Origin of the sequence: Corticibacter populi (assembly GCF_004217315.1) — a bacterium.
Taxonomy (GTDB): Bacteria; Pseudomonadota; Gammaproteobacteria; order Burkholderiales; family Burkholderiaceae_C; genus Lampropedia; species Lampropedia populi.
The window spans coordinates 244,147-262,422 of record NZ_SGWR01000002.1 but is presented as its reverse complement, the minus strand read 5'-3'; the positions used below and the strand labels follow the sequence as shown (position 1 = coordinate 262,422).

General features: G+C 65.7%; 16 protein-coding genes. 7 read left to right on the top strand and 9 right to left on the bottom strand.

From position 1 onward, the window contains the following. Nucleotides 1-128 precede the first annotated feature (128 nt). Entirely contained in the window at nucleotides 129-1,364 is a 1,236-nt protein-coding gene (locus EV687_RS07370; protein WP_122230838.1) for an MFS transporter, read from the bottom strand. Nucleotides 1,365-1,516: 152 nt separating this feature from the next. Here EV687_RS07370 and EV687_RS07365 point away from each other — a divergent pair, with 152 nt between their 5' ends. Further along, complete coding sequence (locus tag EV687_RS07365; RefSeq protein WP_122230836.1) at nucleotides 1,517-2,071, top strand: YaeQ family protein; 555 nt, start codon at nucleotides 1,517-1,519, stop codon at nucleotides 2,069-2,071. Between the two features lie 94 nt (nucleotides 2,072-2,165). Here the strand turns inward: EV687_RS07365 and EV687_RS07360 are convergent, their stop codons facing one another. The 7 genes from EV687_RS07360 to gatC form a co-directional block, all read right to left on the bottom strand. After that, nucleotides 2,166-3,152 carry a Bug family tripartite tricarboxylate transporter substrate binding protein gene (locus EV687_RS07360; protein WP_122230834.1) on the bottom strand — a complete coding sequence of 329 codons (987 nt, stop codon included), beginning with the start codon at nucleotides 3,150-3,152 and terminating at the stop codon, nucleotides 2,166-2,168. 342 nt (nucleotides 3,153-3,494) lie between these two features. Further along, nucleotides 3,495-4,259, bottom strand: coding sequence for a glucose 1-dehydrogenase (locus EV687_RS07355; RefSeq protein WP_122231199.1), 765 nt, complete (start codon nucleotides 4,257-4,259; stop codon nucleotides 3,495-3,497). Nucleotides 4,260-4,465: 206 nt separating this feature from the next. Further along, the gene (locus EV687_RS07350; RefSeq protein ID WP_122230832.1) at nucleotides 4,466-5,110 is read right to left on the bottom strand and encodes a DUF2621 family protein; all 645 of its coding nucleotides are present in this window, start codon (nucleotides 5,108-5,110) and stop codon (nucleotides 4,466-4,468) included. Nucleotides 5,111-5,264: 154 nt separating this feature from the next. Beyond that, nucleotides 5,265-6,158: an Imm49 family immunity protein gene (locus tag EV687_RS07345; protein WP_122230830.1), complete on the bottom strand. Its 894-nt coding sequence runs from the start codon at nucleotides 6,156-6,158 to the stop codon at nucleotides 5,265-5,267. An 11-nt stretch (nucleotides 6,159-6,169) separates the two neighbouring features. Further along, nucleotides 6,170-7,621, bottom strand: a complete 1,452-nt coding sequence (gene gatB, locus EV687_RS07340) for an Asp-tRNA(Asn)/Glu-tRNA(Gln) amidotransferase subunit GatB (protein ID WP_122230828.1) — start codon at nucleotides 7,619-7,621, stop codon at nucleotides 6,170-6,172. A gap of 16 nt (nucleotides 7,622-7,637) precedes the next feature. Next, nucleotides 7,638-9,137, bottom strand: a complete 1,500-nt coding sequence (gene gatA / locus EV687_RS07335) for an Asp-tRNA(Asn)/Glu-tRNA(Gln) amidotransferase subunit GatA (protein ID WP_122230826.1) — start codon at nucleotides 9,135-9,137, stop codon at nucleotides 7,638-7,640. A gap of 85 nt (nucleotides 9,138-9,222) precedes the next feature. Continuing rightward, nucleotides 9,223-9,522, bottom strand: a complete 300-nt coding sequence (gene gatC, locus EV687_RS07330) for an Asp-tRNA(Asn)/Glu-tRNA(Gln) amidotransferase subunit GatC (protein ID WP_122230824.1) — start codon at nucleotides 9,520-9,522, stop codon at nucleotides 9,223-9,225. A 226-nt stretch (nucleotides 9,523-9,748) separates the two neighbouring features. On the opposite strand from gatC, the gene EV687_RS07325 reads away from it, so the two are divergent. Genes EV687_RS07325 through mrdA form a run of 4 tightly spaced genes read left to right on the top strand, consistent with a single transcriptional unit; the run spans nucleotide 9,749 to nucleotide 14,414 of the window. Then, entirely contained in the window at nucleotides 9,749-10,795 is a 1,047-nt protein-coding gene (locus EV687_RS07325; protein WP_122230822.1) for a rod shape-determining protein, read from the top strand. A gap of 57 nt (nucleotides 10,796-10,852) precedes the next feature. Then, on the top strand, nucleotides 10,853-11,809 hold the full coding sequence (mreC, locus tag EV687_RS07320; RefSeq protein ID WP_122230820.1) for a rod shape-determining protein MreC: 957 nt from the start codon (nucleotides 10,853-10,855) through the stop codon (nucleotides 11,807-11,809). Further along, nucleotides 11,809-12,333 (top strand): rod shape-determining protein MreD, encoded by a 525-nt coding sequence (mreD, locus tag EV687_RS07315; protein ID WP_242612529.1) that lies wholly within the window; start codon nucleotides 11,809-11,811, stop codon nucleotides 12,331-12,333. The genes mreC and mreD overlap by 1 nt, the downstream gene beginning before the upstream one ends. Beyond that, the gene (gene mrdA / locus EV687_RS07310) at nucleotides 12,330-14,414 is read left to right on the top strand and encodes a penicillin-binding protein 2 (RefSeq protein WP_122230818.1); all 2,085 of its coding nucleotides are present in this window, start codon (nucleotides 12,330-12,332) and stop codon (nucleotides 14,412-14,414) included. Before mreD ends, mrdA begins: the two co-directional genes overlap by 4 nt. A gap of 17 nt (nucleotides 14,415-14,431) precedes the next feature. On the opposite strand, the gene EV687_RS07305 is transcribed toward mrdA, so the two are convergent. Continuing rightward, nucleotides 14,432-15,190 carry a sulfite exporter TauE/SafE family protein gene (locus tag EV687_RS07305; RefSeq protein ID WP_122230816.1) on the bottom strand — a complete coding sequence of 253 codons (759 nt, stop codon included), beginning with the start codon at nucleotides 15,188-15,190 and terminating at the stop codon, nucleotides 14,432-14,434. Nucleotides 15,191-15,652: 462 nt separating this feature from the next. Between EV687_RS07305 and EV687_RS07300 the strand changes: the two genes are divergently transcribed. Continuing rightward, nucleotides 15,653-16,942, top strand: a complete 1,290-nt coding sequence (locus EV687_RS07300; protein ID WP_242612582.1) for a branched-chain amino acid ABC transporter substrate-binding protein — start codon at nucleotides 15,653-15,655, stop codon at nucleotides 16,940-16,942. A gap of 166 nt (nucleotides 16,943-17,108) precedes the next feature. Then, nucleotides 17,109-18,206: a biotin synthase BioB gene (gene bioB / locus EV687_RS07295; protein WP_122230812.1), complete on the top strand. Its 1,098-nt coding sequence runs from the start codon at nucleotides 17,109-17,111 to the stop codon at nucleotides 18,204-18,206. Nucleotides 18,207-18,276: the final 70 nt, after the last annotated feature.

Sequence of the window (18,276 nt, the reverse complement as noted above, 5' to 3'; positions counted from 1 at the left end):
GCTGCCCTGAAAGTTTCCCTAACCATACGCGCTACATAGCCTTTTCCTTCACGGCCTTTACCCGCGGATGCTTTGCCCGCGAATGACTTTACAGCAGACATTTTTCATGGTGGACGATAAGGGTGGGCTCAGCCCATGGCGGGCTGCTGCCTCGCTAGGCGCCGGTCATAGCCGGTGGCGGCCAGCGCGCCGAGGGCAAGCAACAGGCCCAGCCAGCACACGGCCGGCCAGCCGCCCGCATCCCAGGCCACCACGCCCAGCGCCGAGCCGGCCGAGGCGCCCAGGAAGTAGCCCGTCATGTAGAGCGCATTGGCGCGCGAACGCGAGGCCGCCGCCAGCCGGAAGATCACGCTTTGGTTGCTGATGTGGATGGCGGCAATGCACACGCCCAGCACCAGCAGACCCACGCCGAAGGCGGTGATGCTGCGCGTGCTCAGCCACATCAGCGGCCAGATGGCTACCAGCACCAGGCCAAAGGCCAGCGAGGTCGCCGGCTCTTGGCCGCGGTCGGCGCGCTGGCCCACCGGCTTGGCCACCAACGCACTGGCGACGCCCACCAGGCTGATCAGGCCGATGCCCATGTCGCTGAGATGGTGCGGGGCCTTGCCCAGCAGCAGCGCCATGGTGGAGAACAGCACGCTCAGGCTGGCGAAGCTGAAAGCGCCCATCAGCGTGCGGCTGCGCAGGCGCGGCTCGGCGACCAGCAGTTGTCCCATCGAGCGCATCGCCGCGCCATAGCCGGTACGGCCTGTGGCCGCTGCCGCGCCCAGTGCCGCAGGTGTGGGCAGCAGCTTCCACAGGGCGGCGGCCACCAGCAACATCAGCACCGCGGTCAGCGTGTAGACCGATTGCCAGCCGGCCGTGCCCGAGAGGATGCCGGCGACGCTGCGCGCGGACTGGATGCCGATCAGCAGCCCCGTCATCAGGATGCCCACGGCCCGCCCGGCCTGCTGCGGCGCCACCAGCAGCGTCACCATCGGCACCAGTACTTGCGCCGCCACAGAGAACACCCCGGCAATCGCCGAGCCGAACCAGAACAGCGCGATCTGCCCGGTCACCGCGCACAGCAGCAGGCCGGCGGCGGCCAGCACCATCAGGCCGACGACCAGGCCGCGCCGGTCCAGCAAATCGCCCAGCGGCACCAGCAGCAGCAGGCCGCCCGCATAGCTGAGCTGGGAGATCGTCACGCTGTAGGCGGCCTGTGCCTCGGTTACTTGCAGGCTGTGCGCAATCGAATGCAGCAGCGGCTGGTTGATGTAGTTGCAGCCTGCGCACAACCCGCAGGCAATGGCCATCAGCAACAGCAGGCGGCTGGAGGCTTGCTGCACGGGCTGGCGGGGCTGGGGGAGCGGGGTGGATGGCATGGCGCGCGGCGGTGATGTGAAGCCGCAAGTCTATGCAGTTTCGGCCATGCGCGCTTGTCGATCCGGCGATCAGGGGCAGGGCGCGCCCATCGCCGCCCATCCCTGTCATGTCGGGTACAGTGGCAGCCCCGCCACCGCTCCAAGACGTCGCCATGGCCCTCAACGCCACCATCCACAAAGCCGAACTGCATGTTGCCGACAACGACCGCCATTACTACGGCAGCCACAGCCTGACGCTGGCCAAGCACCCTTCGGAGACCGACGAGCGCCTGATGCTGCGCCTGCTGGCTTTTGCGCTGCACGTCAATGCCGGGGAACGGCTGGCGTTCACCAAGGGCCTGAGTGATACCGAGCAGCCCGATCTTTGGCAGAAGGACCTCACCGGCGCCATCGAACATTGGATCGAGCTGGGCCTGCCCGACGAGCGCCGCATGCTCAAGGCCTGTGGCAAGGCCGACGCGGTCTGGGTCTATGCCTATGGCCGCACCGTGCCGATCTGGTGGAAGAGCGTGGCCGGCAAGATCGCCAAGGCCCGCAGGTTGCAGGTGATTGCCGTCGCGCCCGAGGCATCCCAGGCCCTGGCGGCACTGGCCGAGCGCAACATGGAGCTGCACGTCAGCGTGCAGGATGGCACCGCCTATGTCAGCAGCACCAGGGGCGATGCCAGCGTCACGCTGGAGGTCTTGCGCGGGCCGGCTGATCGCTAGAGGCGTGGACGGCGAAAAATAGTCGACCGCACGAAATTTTCTACCGCCCTGGGGCGAGCCCCTGACACCGCTGCCCTCAATTCCTTCAATCCCCTCAATTGCTCGAGATATTGGCAGCCTGGATGACGTCGGCCCACTTGGCGGTCTCGGTGGCGATGAAGCCGGCAAAATCCTCCGGTGTGCCGCCCGCCACCTGGCCACCGGTCGCATCGAACTGCTGCACCACATCCGGCTGCCGGAGGATGCCATTGACGGCGGCATTGATGCGGGCCGTGATTTCCGGTGCAATGCCGGCCGGCGCGATGATGCCCTGCCAGTTGTAGGACTCGAAACCCGTCAGGCCGGATTCGTCCAGCGTCGGTACATCCGGCAGCAGTGCCAGGCGCTTGCTGCTCGTCACCGCCAGCGGACGGACCTTGCCGGCCTCGATGGCCGGCATGGCGGCATAGCCCATCTCGAACATCATCGCGATATGGCCGGCCATCAGGTCGGCCGCCGCTGGTGCGCCGCCCTTGTAAGGCACATGCGAGAGCGTGATGCCGGCCTCGTGGGCGAACATCTCCCCCGAGAGGTGATGCGCGCCGCCAATGCCCGACGAGCCGAACGAAATTGCGCCCGGATCCTTTTTGGCCAAGGCAATCAGTTCCTGCACCGAACGGGCGGGCGTCTGGTTGCTGGCGCTCAGGATTAGCGGAGCCTCTTCGACCAGCACGATGGGCGTCAAATCCTTGGCGACATCGTAGGTCACGGTTTTGGGCACCAGCGTGGGGTTGACCGAGAGCGGCCCCAGGTGCCCGCTGCCGATCGTGTAGCCATCGGGCTTGGCCCTGGCGATGAACGCCGTGCCAATGACGCCGCCGGCCCCGGCCTTGTTCTCCACCACGATGGTGGTCTTGAGCTCCTCGCCCAGCTTGCGGGCAATCAGGCGCATGCGCGTATCGGCGAAGCCGCCGGCGGCATAAGGGATGACAAAGGTGACGGGACGCTCCGTGGGCCAGCCCGACTGGGCCTGGGCTGGCGTGGCGAGCAGGCTCCCAGCGGTCAGTGCGATGGAGGCGAGAAGGGCTGCGGATGGTTTCATGTCGGGCAGAGATGTCACAAAACATCTCGGTGGGTTGGAATGAGGGCGAGCAGTATGCGACTTCAATCCACCCATGCGCACTGGGGTAAATACTGACTGCGGGGCGGTGGAGGCCTGATGCGCTTCGTCATATGGCGCCAGTCAGCCCGTTCAACCATTACAACCAGCAGGACAGGAAGGGAAGCACCATGAACATCCAGTGCAAGGCCAGCCGTTGCGGCCCGGCCAGCGGTGGCAACGCCGTCAAGGGCTACAAGGAGGACCAGTGCCGCAGCCTCTGACCTTCTGACCGTGACGTGACCGCCGCGCCATGCGGCGCAGCGGCTCAGGGACGGCCAGGCGTCATTGCGCGGTATAGCCGCCGTCGATCACCAGTTCGCTGCCGGTGGTGAACTTGGACTCGTCCGACGCGAGGTAAAGAATCCCGTAGGCGATGTCGTCAGCCTCGCCCAGGCGGCCGATGGGGTGCAGGCTCACCAGGCGCTTGTACTTGGGGTTGTTCTCATCCTCGGCCAGCTCCTGCACCAGCGGCGTCCAGATGTAGCCGGGGTGCACCGAGTTGATGCGGATGTTGTAGCCTTCGCGCGCCACGTGCAATGCGGCCGACTTGGTGAAGATGCGCACGCCGCCCTTGCTGGCGTTGTAGGCCGCGAGGTCGGGATCGCCGATCAAGCCCTCGATGGAGGAGAGATTGACGATGGAGCCGCCGCCACTCTTCTTCAGCGCCTCGATGCCGAGCTTTGTGCCGATGAAGACGCCGTCGAGGTTGATGGACTGTAGGTGGCGCCATTCCGCCAGCGAGGTCTCCTCGACGTTCTTCGCCAGCGCAATGCCGGCGTTGTTGACCACGATGTTGAGCTTGCCGAAAGCCTTGAAGGCTGCATCAATGGCCTGCTGCCACTCGGCCTCGTCGGCGGCGTTGTGCTTGACGAAGATGGCTTCGCCGCCCTGGTCGGTGATCGCCTTGACGACCGCCTGGCCCTCGGCCTCCTTGAGGTCGGTGACGACAACCTTGGCGCCTTCGCGCGCCAGCAGTTCGGCGGTGGCCTTGCCAATGCCCAATGCGGCGCCCGTGACGAGCGCGACTTTACCGGATACACGTCCCATGAATCTCTCCATTCAGAAGTGGACGGGATGCGTCGGGTTCATTCGCACTTTCTGAGTCCTCCGGCGCTTCCCGTGGAATGCACAAAGTCTGTGCATTGGTCCAGTCTAGGGTAATCCCCGGAAGGGCGTCAACCTGGCCCGCGAGATGGATGGCGCGCGCCACCAGCACGCTGCGACCTCCGGCGGTGCGTCGCACCGTCGGGGCTTCACTCGTAATCGAAATCCGCGCGGTAATCGTCCGGGTTGATGCCTTCGGCGCGCAGCGGCTCGACCAGCCTGAAACGCGTGGCCTTGGCAGACGAGGTGATGTAGCCGCGGATGACGAGTTCGCGCGTGACCGGGCTGCCGGCTTCGGCCGCCATCATCTCGATCACGCGTGTGGTCTTGCGCCGCGCCAGCATGCGAAAGAGCGCCGGCACATGGGCCAGCAGGCGCTTGAGCAGTTCCTCGGCCTCGGGCGTCCACTCGCCCTGTTGCTTGGGCAGCTCGGGCACGAAGTCCCACTCGTCCTCCGTCAACGCGCGCCACAGCAGAATGCTGTGGCCGTCAGGGTCGGTGACGCAGGCCATTTCTTCGAGCTCGGGCGTCTTCATCGGCGCATAGCGGGGCGCCGCACCGGCGGCCAGCAGCGCCTGCCAGGTGCTGCGGACGTCGCCCACATTCAGCCGCAGCGAAACCTTGGCTTCAATCGCCGGCACCTGCATCAGCCGCAACTGCACGTTGCCGGAGTCGATGTCGACATAACCCTCGCCACGGCGCGCCTCGGCAAAGCCGACAACGTCACGCCACAGCGTGACGGCGCGTTCCAGGTCGGTGGTCGGAACGATGAGATGGCTGATGCCGTAGAACATGGTGGGGCTCACGAGCGGAGTTGAATGGGCAGACACCGAATGGCCGCGATTCCATGTCGTGGCGGTCGGCAGGGCGTTTTTGTGATGAACGCAAAGATCATATGCGCTGCCACAGGCAAAGGGACTCTTTCTTGTGGGTGGCGAGTCTGGTCCGTTAAAACAGGACTATGCCATCCTGGAGAAAGGGCCAATCAGGCAGCGTGTATGTCTGATTGGACGTGCGCGGCAACCACTCGCTGGGAATCCATGGCGTGTCGGGATGTACTTCCAATCCATGGTGCCATGCCAGCATGGCCAATGTGCAGGCATACAGCATCAGAAAGCCGCGAGCCTGTCCGTTTGGCTCATATCCATAGCCGATATCCCGCTGTTCTGGCGAGCACATCTGCTGCAGAATGGTCTGCATCTTTGATGAATCCCGGCTTGCCAGGGCCGCCAGGAAATTTTCGAAAAAGTCGAGTACCGGGCGGTATCCGGCAGCGGCATAGCCATTCGCGCTGAAATACTGTTGGGTGGATGTCCGTAGCGCGTCCCAGCGGCCGTTCAACCCCAGCGCGAGTTGCTGCCGGATCAAGGCGGTAACGTCAATCGTTGCCTGCACGCTTGGGAAGGTGCGGATTCTTTTCTTGATGATCGGGTCATTCAATGGGGGCGTTGGGGGCGTGTGATTCTGCCACCATGCCAGCACCTGGGTGTTCCCACTGGCCAGAGCCCAGAACACCGCCTTCAGGCTGAAGGTGTGGTTCTCCACCCAGCGCCATGAACATTCCGCGTGGTCGTTTCTTTCCTTGATGATGTGTGCTTGGGCCAGCACAAAGGCCTGCTGTTTGAACGCAGCCAGATCCTTGCCGCTGAACCAAGCGCGCAGCGCCCGTTCCTCGGACAGCAGACAGATGAAGTCAAGGCATTCCGTTTGTGCGACCTTGCCGTTTCGGTAACTGGGGATGACCTCGTTCTGCAGCATTGCTGCCCCCATATCCTCCATGGTGAGGCAGGTCAGCGAGGCTTTGACGCTGCGTGTGTGGTCGTTGCTGTCCTCCTCGCTCATGGGCAGTCCGTTCAGCTCAGTCTTGCCTTCAGCAACGCATTGACCTGCTGCGGATTGGCCTTGCCTTTCGAGGCCTTCATCACCTGCCCGACCAGCGCATTGAAGGCCTTTTCCTTGCCGGCCTTGTATTGCTCGACATTGGCGGCGTTGTTGGCAATCACCTCGTCGATGATGGCTTCCAGCGCGCTGCTGTCGTTCATTTGCTTGAGGCCCTTGGCTTCGATGAGGGCGTCCACTTCCCGGTCTTCGCCGCTCCACAGGGCCTCGAACACCTGCCTGGCGGCGTTGTTGGAGATGGTGCCGTCATGGATGCGGCCGATCAGCGCGGCGAGCTGCGCCGGTTGGACGGGCGCGGCCTCGATGCCGACTTCCTCGTTGTTCAGGCGGCGCGAGATCTCGCCCATCACCCAGTTGCTCACCAGTTTGGGCTGGCCGCAGGCCTTGGCGGCCGCTTCGAAGTATGCGCCCATGGCCTGGCTTTGCGTCAGCGTGGTGGCGTCATACTCGGGCAGGCCATAGTCGGCGACGAAGCGCTCGGCCATGTGGCGCGGCAGCTCGGGCATGCCGGACTTGACCTGTTCGATCCATTCGGGCGCGATGACCAGCGGCGGCAGGTCGGGATCGGGGAAGTAGCGGTAGTCGGCGCTGTCTTCCTTGGTGCGCATGGCGCGGGTCTCGCCGGTGTCGGGGTTGAACAGCACGGTGGCCTGCTGGATTTCGTGGCCGTCCTCGATCTGCTCAATCTGCCAGCGGATCTCGAAGTCGATCGCGATCTGCATGTTGCGAAAGCTGTTGAGGTTCTTGATTTCGCGGCGCGTGCCCAGCGGGGCGCCGGGCTTTCTCACCGAGACGTTGGCATCGCAGCGGAAGTTGCCTTCCTGCATGTTGCCATCGCAGATGCCGATCCATGTGACGATCTTGTGCAGTTCCTTGGCGTAGGCCACGGCCTCCTCGGTGGAGCGCATGTCCGGCTCGGTGACGATCTCCAGCAGCGGCGTGCCGGCGCGGTTGAGGTCGATGCCCGATTCGCCGGGGAACTGGTCGTGGACGGACTTGCCGGCGTCTTCCTCCAGGTGCGCGCGGACCAGGCGCACGGTTTTCTTTTCATCGCCGAGGAAGAAGCCCACTTCGCCGCCTTGCACGACGGGAATCTCGAACTGGCTGATCTGGTAGCCCTTGGGCAGGTCGGGGTAGAAGTAGTTCTTGCGCGCGAAAATGCTGCGCGGCGCCACCGTGCTGCTCAGCGCCAGACCCAGGCGGATGGCGTGCTCGACAGCCTTCCTGTTCATCACCGGCAGGGTGCCGGGCAGCGCGCAGTCGAGCGCGCTGGTGTGGGTGTTGGGCGCGGCGCCAAAGCCGATGGCGGCGCGGCTGAAGATCTTGCTCTCGGTGGCGAGCTGGGCGTGCGTCTCGAAGCCGATGACGACTTCGTAGCCCTGGATGAGTTTGGGTGCTGCTGTCATGGGTGTTCGGTGGGCGTCAGAAACCGGCGGGGCGCTGCAGGTGGAAGTCGGTGGCCAGCTGGAAGCGGTGCGCGGCGTTCAGAAGGCGCGCCTCCTGCAGGTAGTTGCCGATGAGCTGCAGGCCCACGGGCAGGCCGCCGGCGCCAAAGCCGGCCGGCAGGCTCAGGCCCGGCAGGCCCGCCAGCGAGGCGGGCAGGGTGAAGATGTCGGCAAGATAGTTGGCCAGCGGGTCCTGGCTCTTCTCGCCGATCCTCCAGGCCACGGTGGGGGCCACCGGGCCGGCGATCACGTCGCATTCCTTGAAGGCGTTCTGGAAATCACCCGCGATCAGGCGGCGGATCTTCAGTGCCTTGAGGTAGTAGGCATCGTAGTAGCCGTGCGAGAGCACGTAGGTGCCGACCATGATGCGGCGCTTGACTTCGTCGCCAAAGCCCTGGCTGCGGGTCTGCACGTACATGTCGTTGAGGTCGCCGTAGTTCTTGGCGCGGAACCCGAACTTGACGCCATCGAAGCGGCTGAGGTTGGAGCTGGCCTCGGCTGGCGCGATGATGTAATAGACCGGGATCGACAGCTCGGTGCGCGGCAGGCTGATGGGCACCAGCCTGGCGCCGAGCTTTTCGTATTCCCTGAGTGCGGCGTCGATGGCGGCGCGCACATCATCGGCCAGGCCTTCGCCGAAGAACTCCTTGGGAATACCGATGCGCAGGCCGTCCAGCGCATCGTTCAGGTTGCGGCTGAAGTCTTCGGCGGGCACGTCCAGCGAAGTGGAGTCGTGCTTGCCATCGGGGCCGGCCATGGCGCTCAGCAGCAGCGCGCAATCCTCGGCCGAGCGGGCCATCGGGCCGGCCTGGTCGAGGCTGGAAGCGAAGGCGATCATGCCGTAGCGGCTGGCGCGGCCATAGGTGGGCTTGATGCCGGTGATGCCGCAGAAGGCCGCCGGCTGGCGGATCGAGCCGCCGGTGTCGGTGCCGGTCGCCGCTGGCACCAGGCCTGCGGCGATGGCCGCGGCGCTGCCGCCGGAGGAGCCACCAGGTACATGCTCCAGGTGCCAAGGGTTGCGCACCGGCCGGGCCGTCGTGCCGCCCACGGCGGGTACGGCGGTGTTCTCGTTGCCCGAGCCCATGGCGAACTCGTCGCAGCTGAGCTTGCCCAGCGTGACGGCGCCGGCCTCGGCCAGTTTTTGCACCACGGTGGCATCGAAGGGCGAGCGGTAGCCGGCCAGCATCTTCGAGGCGGCGGTGCTGGGGAAATCCTTGGTGACGAAGATGTCCTTGTGCGCCAGCGGCAGGCCTTCGAGCGGCGCGGCGCTGCCGGTGGCCAGGCGCGCATCGGCGGCCTGGGCCTGGGCCAGCGTCACCGCCTCGTCGATGGCGAGAAAGGCGCCCAGTTCGGGGTGGGCCTGGGCGCGGTCGAGGAAGTGGCGGGCCAGCTCGGTGGCGGAGACCTGACGGTTCTTGAGCGCCGCAGTCAGGGCGCGCACGCCTTGCGCGTGCAGGGGGTGTTGGCTTGTGCTCATGGCGGAAATGGGGGTCGGTCGGGTGCGGCGGGACGGTGGAGTGCGGAAGGTGGGCCGCGCGCTGGCACGGCCCCGGTTCACGGTCTCACTCGATGACCTTGGGCACCAGGAACAGGCCGTCCTCGGCCTCGGGCGCGTTCTGCATGTTGGCCTCGCGCCGGTCGGTGGCATCGGCCACGTCATCGTGCAGGCGCAGCGTGATGTCCTGGATGGTGGAGACCGGGTGGAACAGCGGTTCGACGCCGTCGGTGTCCACCGTTTCCATTTTCTCGACCAGCTCGAAGAAACTGTTGATCTGGCCCTGCAGGCGCTCGCTCTCGGCCGCCGGGAAGGCGAGCTTGCCAAGCTGTGCAATGCGCTGGATGTCTTGAAGGGATAGGGGCATGATGGGATGTGCAGCCTGGCTGCCGGCGCAATGTAAATTTGTGCCCGGCAGGCCCGAAATGGGGGGCAAAAGACCGGTGAAAAGCAAGGGATGGGGTATTATCTGTCTTTTACTGTATGTTCAGAATATTTGGGGGCCTGTTTGTGCGCATTGGCATGAACAAGCCTCTTTCGCATAGGAGGCTGCGCTCCTCGATTTCCGGGCGGCAGCCGCAAAGGATTTTTCGATGATCGGACCATTGCGTCGCTATTTCTCCACCGATCTTGCCATTGACCTCGGCACCGCCAACACCCTGATCTTCGCCCGCGGCAAGGGCGTGGTGCTCGACGAGCCCTCGGTGGTGGCGATCCGCCACGTCGCCGGCCCCAACGGCAAGAAGGTGATCCAGGCCGTCGGCCACGAGGCCAAGGCCATGCTGGGCAAGGTGCCCGGCAACATCGAGGCGATCCGCCCGATGAAGGACGGCGTGATCGCCGATTTCGTCATCACCGAGCAGATGATCAAGCAGTTCATCCGCATGGTGCACCCGCGCTCGATGATGGCGCCGAGCCCGCGCATCATCATCTGCGTGCCCTGCGGCTCGACGCCGGTCGAGCGTCGCGCCATCAAGGACGCCGCCCTCAAGGCCGGTGCCACCAAGGTCTACCTGATCGAGGAGCCGATGGCCGCCGGCATCGGCGCCGGCCTGCCGGTCTCGGAAGCGCGCGGCTCGATGGTCGTCGACATCGGTGGTGGCACCACCGAGGTCGGCGTGATCTCGCTGGGAGGCATGGTCTACAAGGGCAGCGTGCGCGTGGGCGGTGACAAATTCGACGAGGCCATCGTCAACTACATCCGCCGCAACTACGGCATGCTGATCGGTGAGCCGACGGCCGAACTCATCAAGAAGCAGATCGGCTCGGCCTTCCCCGGTGGCCAGGTCATGGAGATGGAGGTCAAGGGCCGCAATCTCAGCGAAGGCGTGCCGCGCAGCTTCACCATCAGTTCCAACGAAGTGCTCGAGGCCCTGACCGAGCCGCTCAACCAGATCGTCTCGGCCGTCAAGACGGCGCTGGAGCAGACGCCGCCCGAACTGGGCGCGGACATTGCCGAGCGCGGCATGATGCTCACCGGCGGCGGCGCGCTGCTGCGCGACCTCGACCGCCTGCTGGCCGAGGAAACCGGCCTGCCGGTGCTGGTGGCCGAGAACCCGCTGGCCTGCGTGGTGCGCGGCTGCGGCATGGCGCTCGACACCATCGACCAGATGGCCAGCATCTTCACGGACGAGGGTTGAGCACCCGCCCGCACTCCAGCCCATTCATCCCCATGACCAGTCGGTGCTTGCCAGCCCATGTTTGAGCGCCGGACACCGCGGATCTTCGCCCATGGCCCATCGCCAGCGTCCAAGCTGCTGGTGTATGGTGCGCTGGCCTTGTTTCTCATGGTGGCTGACAGCCGCTTCCAGATCACCGGGCCAGTGCGCCAGGTCGTTGGCGCGGCGATTTACCCGCTGCAGTGGCTGATGCTGCAGCCGGTGCGGCTGGTGCGCACCGCCAGCAGCTATTTCGAGGATGTCAGCAAGGCCCGCGAGGCGGCCGATCAGGCGCAGCGGCAGTTGCTGGCGCTCTCGGAGAAGGCCGGCCAGATCGACTACCTGGTGCAGGAAAACCAGCAGCTGCGCGCGCTGCTGAGTCTGCGCGAGCGCGCCTCGGCCCGTTCGCTGACCGCCGAGGTGACCTACGAAGCCCCCGACCCCTATACCAATCGGCTGGTGATCGACAAGGGCGCGGCCGCCGGCGTGCGCCTGGGGGCCCCGGTGCTCGACTCCTACGGCGTGCTCGGCCAGGTCACACAGGTCTATCCCTTCACCAGCGAAGTGCGGGTGGTCTCCGACCGTGAGCAGGCCGTGCCGGTGATGAACCTGCGCACCGGCATGCGCATGGTGGCTTTTGGCGAGGCCCTGGCGCGTCCGGGGAGCGGCATGGAGTTGCGCTACGTGCCCACCGGCGCGGACGTGCAGGTCGGCGATGCGCTGGTGACCAGTGGCATCGACGGCTATTACCCGCCGGGCATTCCGGTGGCTGAGGTCAGCCAGGTCGAATCGCACAATGACACGCCGTTCCTGCGCATCTATGCCGAGCCGGTGGCCCAGACCGTGAGCGTGCGCTATGTGGTGGTGCTCGAGCCGGTGGGATTGCAGGGCGAGCACGGGCCGGAGCCTCAAACCGACGCTGCGCAGGAGCCGACGCCAGCTCCGGCGGCTTCCACCGCCGCACCGGCAGCCAGGACTACCGGGAGGAACCGCTGATGGCCATATCCATGCGCGCCGAGCAGATCCTGCGCCCGGCCCGGCCCAGTTTCATCGTGGTCAGCCTGTTGACGGGCTTTTGCCTGCAGCTGCTGCCGCTGGGGCACCTGGCCTGGTGGCCGGATGTGCTGATGGTGGTGCTGGCCTTCTGGGCGCTCCACCAGCCGCAGCGCATCGGCATTGGCGTGGCCTTCATGCTGGGCCTGGCCATGGACGTGCAGGGCGCCAGCCTGCTGGGCCAGCATGCGCTGGCTTACTGCGTGCTGGTGTTCGTGGTGCAGGCCATGCAGAACCGGTTGCTGTGGTATCAGAGCGGCTGGCAGCAGGCCGTGTTGCTGCTGCTGCCCTTTGCGCTGACGCATCTGTGCCTGTTCGTTGTGGGGGCGGCATCGAGCCGCGTGCTGCCATCGCCCTGGCTGCTGCTGGCGCCGCTGCTGCAGGCCCTGCTGTGGGTACCACTGCGCCGCCTGCTGCTCGTGCCGCAGATGAGCCCGCCGTCGGCGCGGGAGCGCCGCCCGATATGACGACGCGGCTGCAGGACGGGGAGGTGGCGGTTGCCGGCTTCGTGCGCCGGCTCTGGGTGGTGGCGCTGGTGGTGCTGCTCGGGCTGGCGCTGCTGGGCATGCGGGCCTACTACCTGCAGGTGCTGCGGCATGACGAATTCATGCAGCGGGCTGAATCCAACCGCACGGCGGTGGTGCCCATCGTGCCCTACCGCGGCCACATCGTCGATCGCAATGGCATCCTGCTGGCCACCAACTATTCGGCCTACACGCTGGAGATCTCGCCGGCGCGCGTGGCCAGCCTGGACAAGACCATCAACGAGCTGGCGCAGATCATCGACATCCAGCCGATCCACCGGCGCCGCTTCGAGCGCCTGCGCAGCGAGGCCGGGCGCTACGATTCGCTGCCGATCCGCACCCAGCTCACCGACGAGGAGGTGGCGCGCTTTGCCGCGCAGAGCTACCGCTTCCCTGGCGTCGAGGTGGCCGCGCGGCTTTTTCGCACCTATCCGATGGGCAGTACCGGCAGCCATGTGATCGGCTACATCGGGCGCATCAACCAGCAGGATCTCGAGCGCATCGAGGAGCGTGACGACGAGGCCAACTACCGCGGCACCACGCACATCGGCAAGCAGGGTATCGAGGACAGCTACGAACGTGAGCTGCACGGGATCACCGGCGTCGAGCAACTGGAGAAATCGTCCTCCGGCCGGCCCATCCGCACGCTCGACAGTTCGCCGGCGCGCGCCGGCAACACCGTGGTGCTGTCGCTGGACATCAAGCTGCAGCGTCTGATCGAGGACATGTTCGGCCAGCGCCGCGGCGCGCTGGTGGCGATGGACCCGAACAACGGCGAGATCCTGGCCATGGTCAGCATGCCGACCTACGACCCCAACCTGTTCGTCGAAGGTATCGACCAGGAAAGCTGGCAGGCGCTCAACGAGTCGATCGATCGCCCGCTCTTCAATCGCGCGCTGCGCGGCACCTATCCGCCCGGCTCGACCTACAAGCCCTTCATGGCGCTGGCGGCGCTGGAAACCGGCTCCCGCAATGCCAGCAAGGTGATCCAGGACAATGGCACCTGGACCTTCGGCGGCCACAACTACCGCAGCGGCCATGCGCTCGGGCCGGTGGACATGCGCCGGAGCATCGTGCGCTCGAGCAACGTGTACTACTACTCGCTGGCCTACGAGATGGGGGTGGACAAGATCCACGACTTCATGAAGCCTCTGGGCTTCGGCCAGGTCACCGGCATTGACCTCGTTGGCGAAGGCCGCGGCATCCTGCCGAGCCGGGAATGGAAGCGCAACGCCTTCAGCGACCCGCGCAGGAAGAGTTGGATTCCGGGCGACACCATCTCGCTGGGCATCGGTCAGGGCTACAACAGCTTCACGATGCTGCAGCTCGCGCACGCGGTGGCCACGCTCGCCAATGGCGGCACCAGCTACCGGCCGCACCTGGGCAAGGCGCGCATTGACGCGCTGCACAACGAGCCTGCGTTGCTGACACAGCCCGAGGGCGTCGATCTCGGCTACCGGCCGGAGAACGTCCGCGTCATCCACGAAGGCATGATCGGTGTCACGCGCGAGGGCACCTCGCGCCGCATTTTCGCCGGCGCAGCCTACCAGTCGGCCGGCAAGACCGGCACCGCGCAGGCTGCCACCGTGGGCCAGCGCCAGCGCTACGACGCGGCCAAGCTGGCCGAACACCAGCGCGACCATTCGCTCTACATTGCCTTCGCGCCCGTTGAGAATCCGCAGATCGCCGTGGCGGTGATCGTCGAGAACGCCGGTTTCGGCGCCACGCACGCCGCACCTATCGTGCGCCGCGTGATGGACTACTGGCTGGCCGGTCTCTATCCGAGCGAGGAAGACATCGCCGCGCTGCGGCAGGGCAAGGCCGGCCCGCCCATCGGAGTGCAGCGGCGCGTCGAGGACGTGGTGCTGCCCGGCGCCAGCATGCCGATCGGGCGGATCTGGGACGAGCGCTCGCCATTGCCGCCGAGGGCGTCCGCGGAGGTGGCTCTGCCAGCAGCCTTGCCTGAGCTGCCCGAGGAGGATGACATACTGGATGGCGACGCGGTGCCGCCGCTGGTGCCCTGAGCCCGGGACGGGGGTTTTCAGCGCAGGAAGGCATCCCACGCGGTGCGGGCAATCAGCACGCTGACCACCGCGACGAATATCCAGCGCACGAAGCCCGATCCGTATTTGAGCGCCATGTGGGTGCCCAGCAGGCTGCCGGCGATGTTGGCCAGCGCCAGCGCGATGGTCAGGTGCCACCAGATGTAGCCCTTGAAACCGAGCAGCAGGATCGAGGCCAGGTTGGTGGCGATGTTGAGCAGCTTGGCATTGGCAGAGGCGTTGAGGAAGTCGTAGCCCAGCAGACGCACGAAGGCAAAGACGAAAAAGCTGCCGGTGCCGGGGCCGAAGAAGCCATCGTAGAAGCCGATCAGCAGGCCGATGGCGCAGGCGAGTGCCAGTTCCCGGCGAGTGTCGCCCAGCGGTCGGTGGTGCTGCCCGAGGTCCTTTTTGGCCAGTGTGTAGACCAGCACGCCCAGCAGCACGAAAGGCAAGGCCTTGCGCAGGATGTCGGCCGAGGCCACCGTCACCGCCCACGAGCCCAGCATGGAGCCGCCGAACGCGGCCGCCACGGCCGGCAGGATGACGATCCATTTGAAGCGCACCCTGCGGGCATACTTCCAGGCCGAGAAGCTGGTGCCCCAGATCGAGCCGGTCTTGTTGGTGCCGAACAGCGTGGCCGGCGCGGCATTGGGATACACCGCGAACAGCGCGGGCACCAGAATCAGCCCGCCACCGCCGACGATGGCATCCACGAACCCGGCGAACAGCGAGGCCAGAGAGACGATGATCCATTCCATGGGGCGAGATTATGGAGCTGGTGCCATCTCGTGGCGCCGAAGCGGGGCTGGGCGCGGCTGCAAGCACGCGGTCTGGGGCGCACCCCATCCCGGCAATCCCGCGTATGCGGCAAAGATGAAGTCAAAACCTCGGTCAAGGGACACTAAAAGTCGCCAAATTATTTTGGAGGATGGGTGAGAGGGGATGATGGCTGTCATGACCCCATTCCGCAAATCAATGGGGTTTCTTGTGTCTTCGATCTTCCGTCATTGCCAATCAAATTGATCCAATTGATATTAATTTGTGCAAACTATTTTGTGCAATTTTGCACATTTGTTCTGGTTGGCGTGTTCTGTGGGACTCGGTCCATAATTTTTGCGAGCCAATCGCGGCCATTGCTGCATGCATGCTGGATGCATTCGGCACGGCAATGCCATGGAAACCACGGAATGGAGTCACAGGGAATGAAGAGCATTCAATACATGCGCCGGGCGCTGCTCGGGGGCTTGCTGGCAGCCGGTGCCGGTGTGCTCGGCATGGCGCAAGCAGCTGGCAGTGCCGCGGCCGCACCGGTTGGCGCGCCCATCAAGCTGGCACTGGTCGAGAGCCTGTCCGGACCATTCGCCAATACCGGCGAGGCGGTGTTCCGCAACCTGCTCTGGGCCACCGAGCGGGTCAATGCGCGCGGCGGCGTGCCGCTGCCGGACAGCCAGGGCGGCGCCAGGCCGCTGCAGCTGCTGCGCTATGACAGCAAGGGGCAGACCGAGGAAGCCCTGGCCGCGTTGCAGGCCGCGCGCGATGCCGGTGCACAGTTCATCCTGCAGGGCAACTCCTCGGCCACGGCCGAGGCGATCCTCCATGCCATCGAGAAGAACAACCAGCGCGACCCGGCGCACAAGATGCTGTTTCTCAATTACTCGGCGGTCGATCCGGCGCTGACCAACGAGCGGTGCAGCTTCTGGCACTTCCGTTTCGACGCGCACGCCAACATGCGCATGAACGCGCTGATGGATGTGTTGCAGGAGGACGCCTCGGTGCACAAGGTCTACCTGTTCGGGCAGGACTACAGCTTTGGCCGCGCCGTATTGCAGGAAGCGCGCCGCCAGCTGGCCGAGCGCCGCCCCGACATCGAGATCGTCGCCGAGGAATACCACCCGATCGGCCGCGTCAAGGATTTCGCGCCCTATGGCGCCAAGATCAGGGCGAGCGGTGCGCAGGCCGTCATCACCGGCAACTGGGGCAATGACCTGACGCTGTTCGTCAAGGCCGTCAATGAAGTTGGCTTCGATGGCAGCTTCTACACCTTCTACGGCAATGCACTGGGCGCGCCGGCGGCGATTGGTGATGCCGGCATCGGCAAGGTGATCGCCGTGGCCGACTGGTTCCCCAACAACCCGACAGCGCAAAGCCGCGCGTTCTACGAATCCTTCCGGCAGCGCTTCCCGCGCCCCGAGGATGACTACGTGCACATGCGCATGCAACTGCTGGTCGAGGCGCTGGCCAGCGCCATTGCACAGGCGGGCAGCACCGAGCCGCAGGCGGTGGCCGAGGCGCTCGAGAACGTGCGCGTGGAACTCTTTGGCCAGCAGGGCTGGATGCGGGGCGAGGACCACCAGTTCCAGCAATCGCTGCTGGTGGGCCGCATGCAAAAGGCCGGCAGCGAGGCCGTGCCTTTCGACGTGGAGGGCTCCGGCTACGGCTTCGAGGTGATCCGCGCGCTCAGCCCGCAGCAGGCCCAGATGTCGCATCAATGCCAGATGCAGCGGCCCTGAGGGCCGTGTTCGAAGTCTCGCGGCGCAACCCATGCGGCTGCGTGGCGAGAGACGATGAGCTCGCCCGGGGATTCGGTTTTGCAGGCGCCTGGCCTGTTCGCCGCAGGCGCCGGCCATGCCGCCCCATCGTTTCCAGATTCAGATAGACAGATGGACACCAACGCCCATGCCACACGACGAAACCATCCAGCCCCTGGTCTTTCATCGGCCGGTCGCGCGCGCGACGGCTGACGCAAGGCCTGCAGTCTTGCCCGAACGCTGGTCGGTCGCCGCCGTCCAGGCCCTTCTGGACATGCCCTTCATGGACCTTCTCTACCGCGCGCAAAGCGTGCACCGGGCGCACTGGCCCAAGGGCGATGTGGAGCTGGCCACGCTGCTGTCGGTGAAGACCGGCGGCTGCCCGGAGAACTGCGGCTACTGCCCGCAATCGGCCGAGTACGACACCGGCGTGAAGGCGCAGAAGCTGATGGAAGTCGATGAGGTGCTCGCCAACGCGCGGGCGGCCAGGGAGGCTGGCGCCACCCGTTTTTGCATGGGGGCGGCCTGGCGCGCGCCCAAGGACCGCGACATCGAAAAGGTGGCCCGGCTGGTGGCCGCCGTCAAGGGCCTGGGCATGGAGACCTGTGCCACGCTGGGCATGCTGCAGCCGCACCAGGCAGTGGCGCTGCGCGAGGCCGGGCTGGACTACTACAACCACAACCTCGACACCGCGCCCGAGTACTACGAGTCGGTGGTCGATACCCGTCACTACCAGGACCGGCTCGACACCCTGCATCACGTGCGCGCCGCGGGCATCAGCGTGTGCTGCGGCGGCATCATCGGAATGGGCGAGGCGCCGGTGCATCGCGCCGGACTGATCGCGCAACTGGCCAATCTCGCCCCCTATCCCGAGTCGGTGCCCATCAATAGCCTGGTGCCGGTGCCGGGCACTCCACTGGCCGATTCCGATCCGGTCGACCCGCTCGACTTCGTGCGCATCATCGCGGTAGCGCGCATCACCATGCCACGGGCGCGTGTGCGCCTCTCGGCCGGTCGCCAGCAGCTGGGCGAGGCGGTGCAGGCACTGTGCTTCCTGGCTGGCGCGAACTCGATCTTCTATGGCGACAAACTGCTGGTGACGGGCAATCCCGAGGCCTCCGACGACGCGCGGCTGCTGGCCAAGTTGGGCATCAACGGCCGGCCCACGCAGGTCGAGGACGAGCACCATGCGCACACCCACGCGCATGCCCGCATCGATGCCTGCCAAGCTCAGCCGGGCGCCTGACTGAGAACCTGCTGACGATCTTTTCGTGGTTCACGCAGGAGGTGAAAATGCATTGGGCGCGGGCAACGCG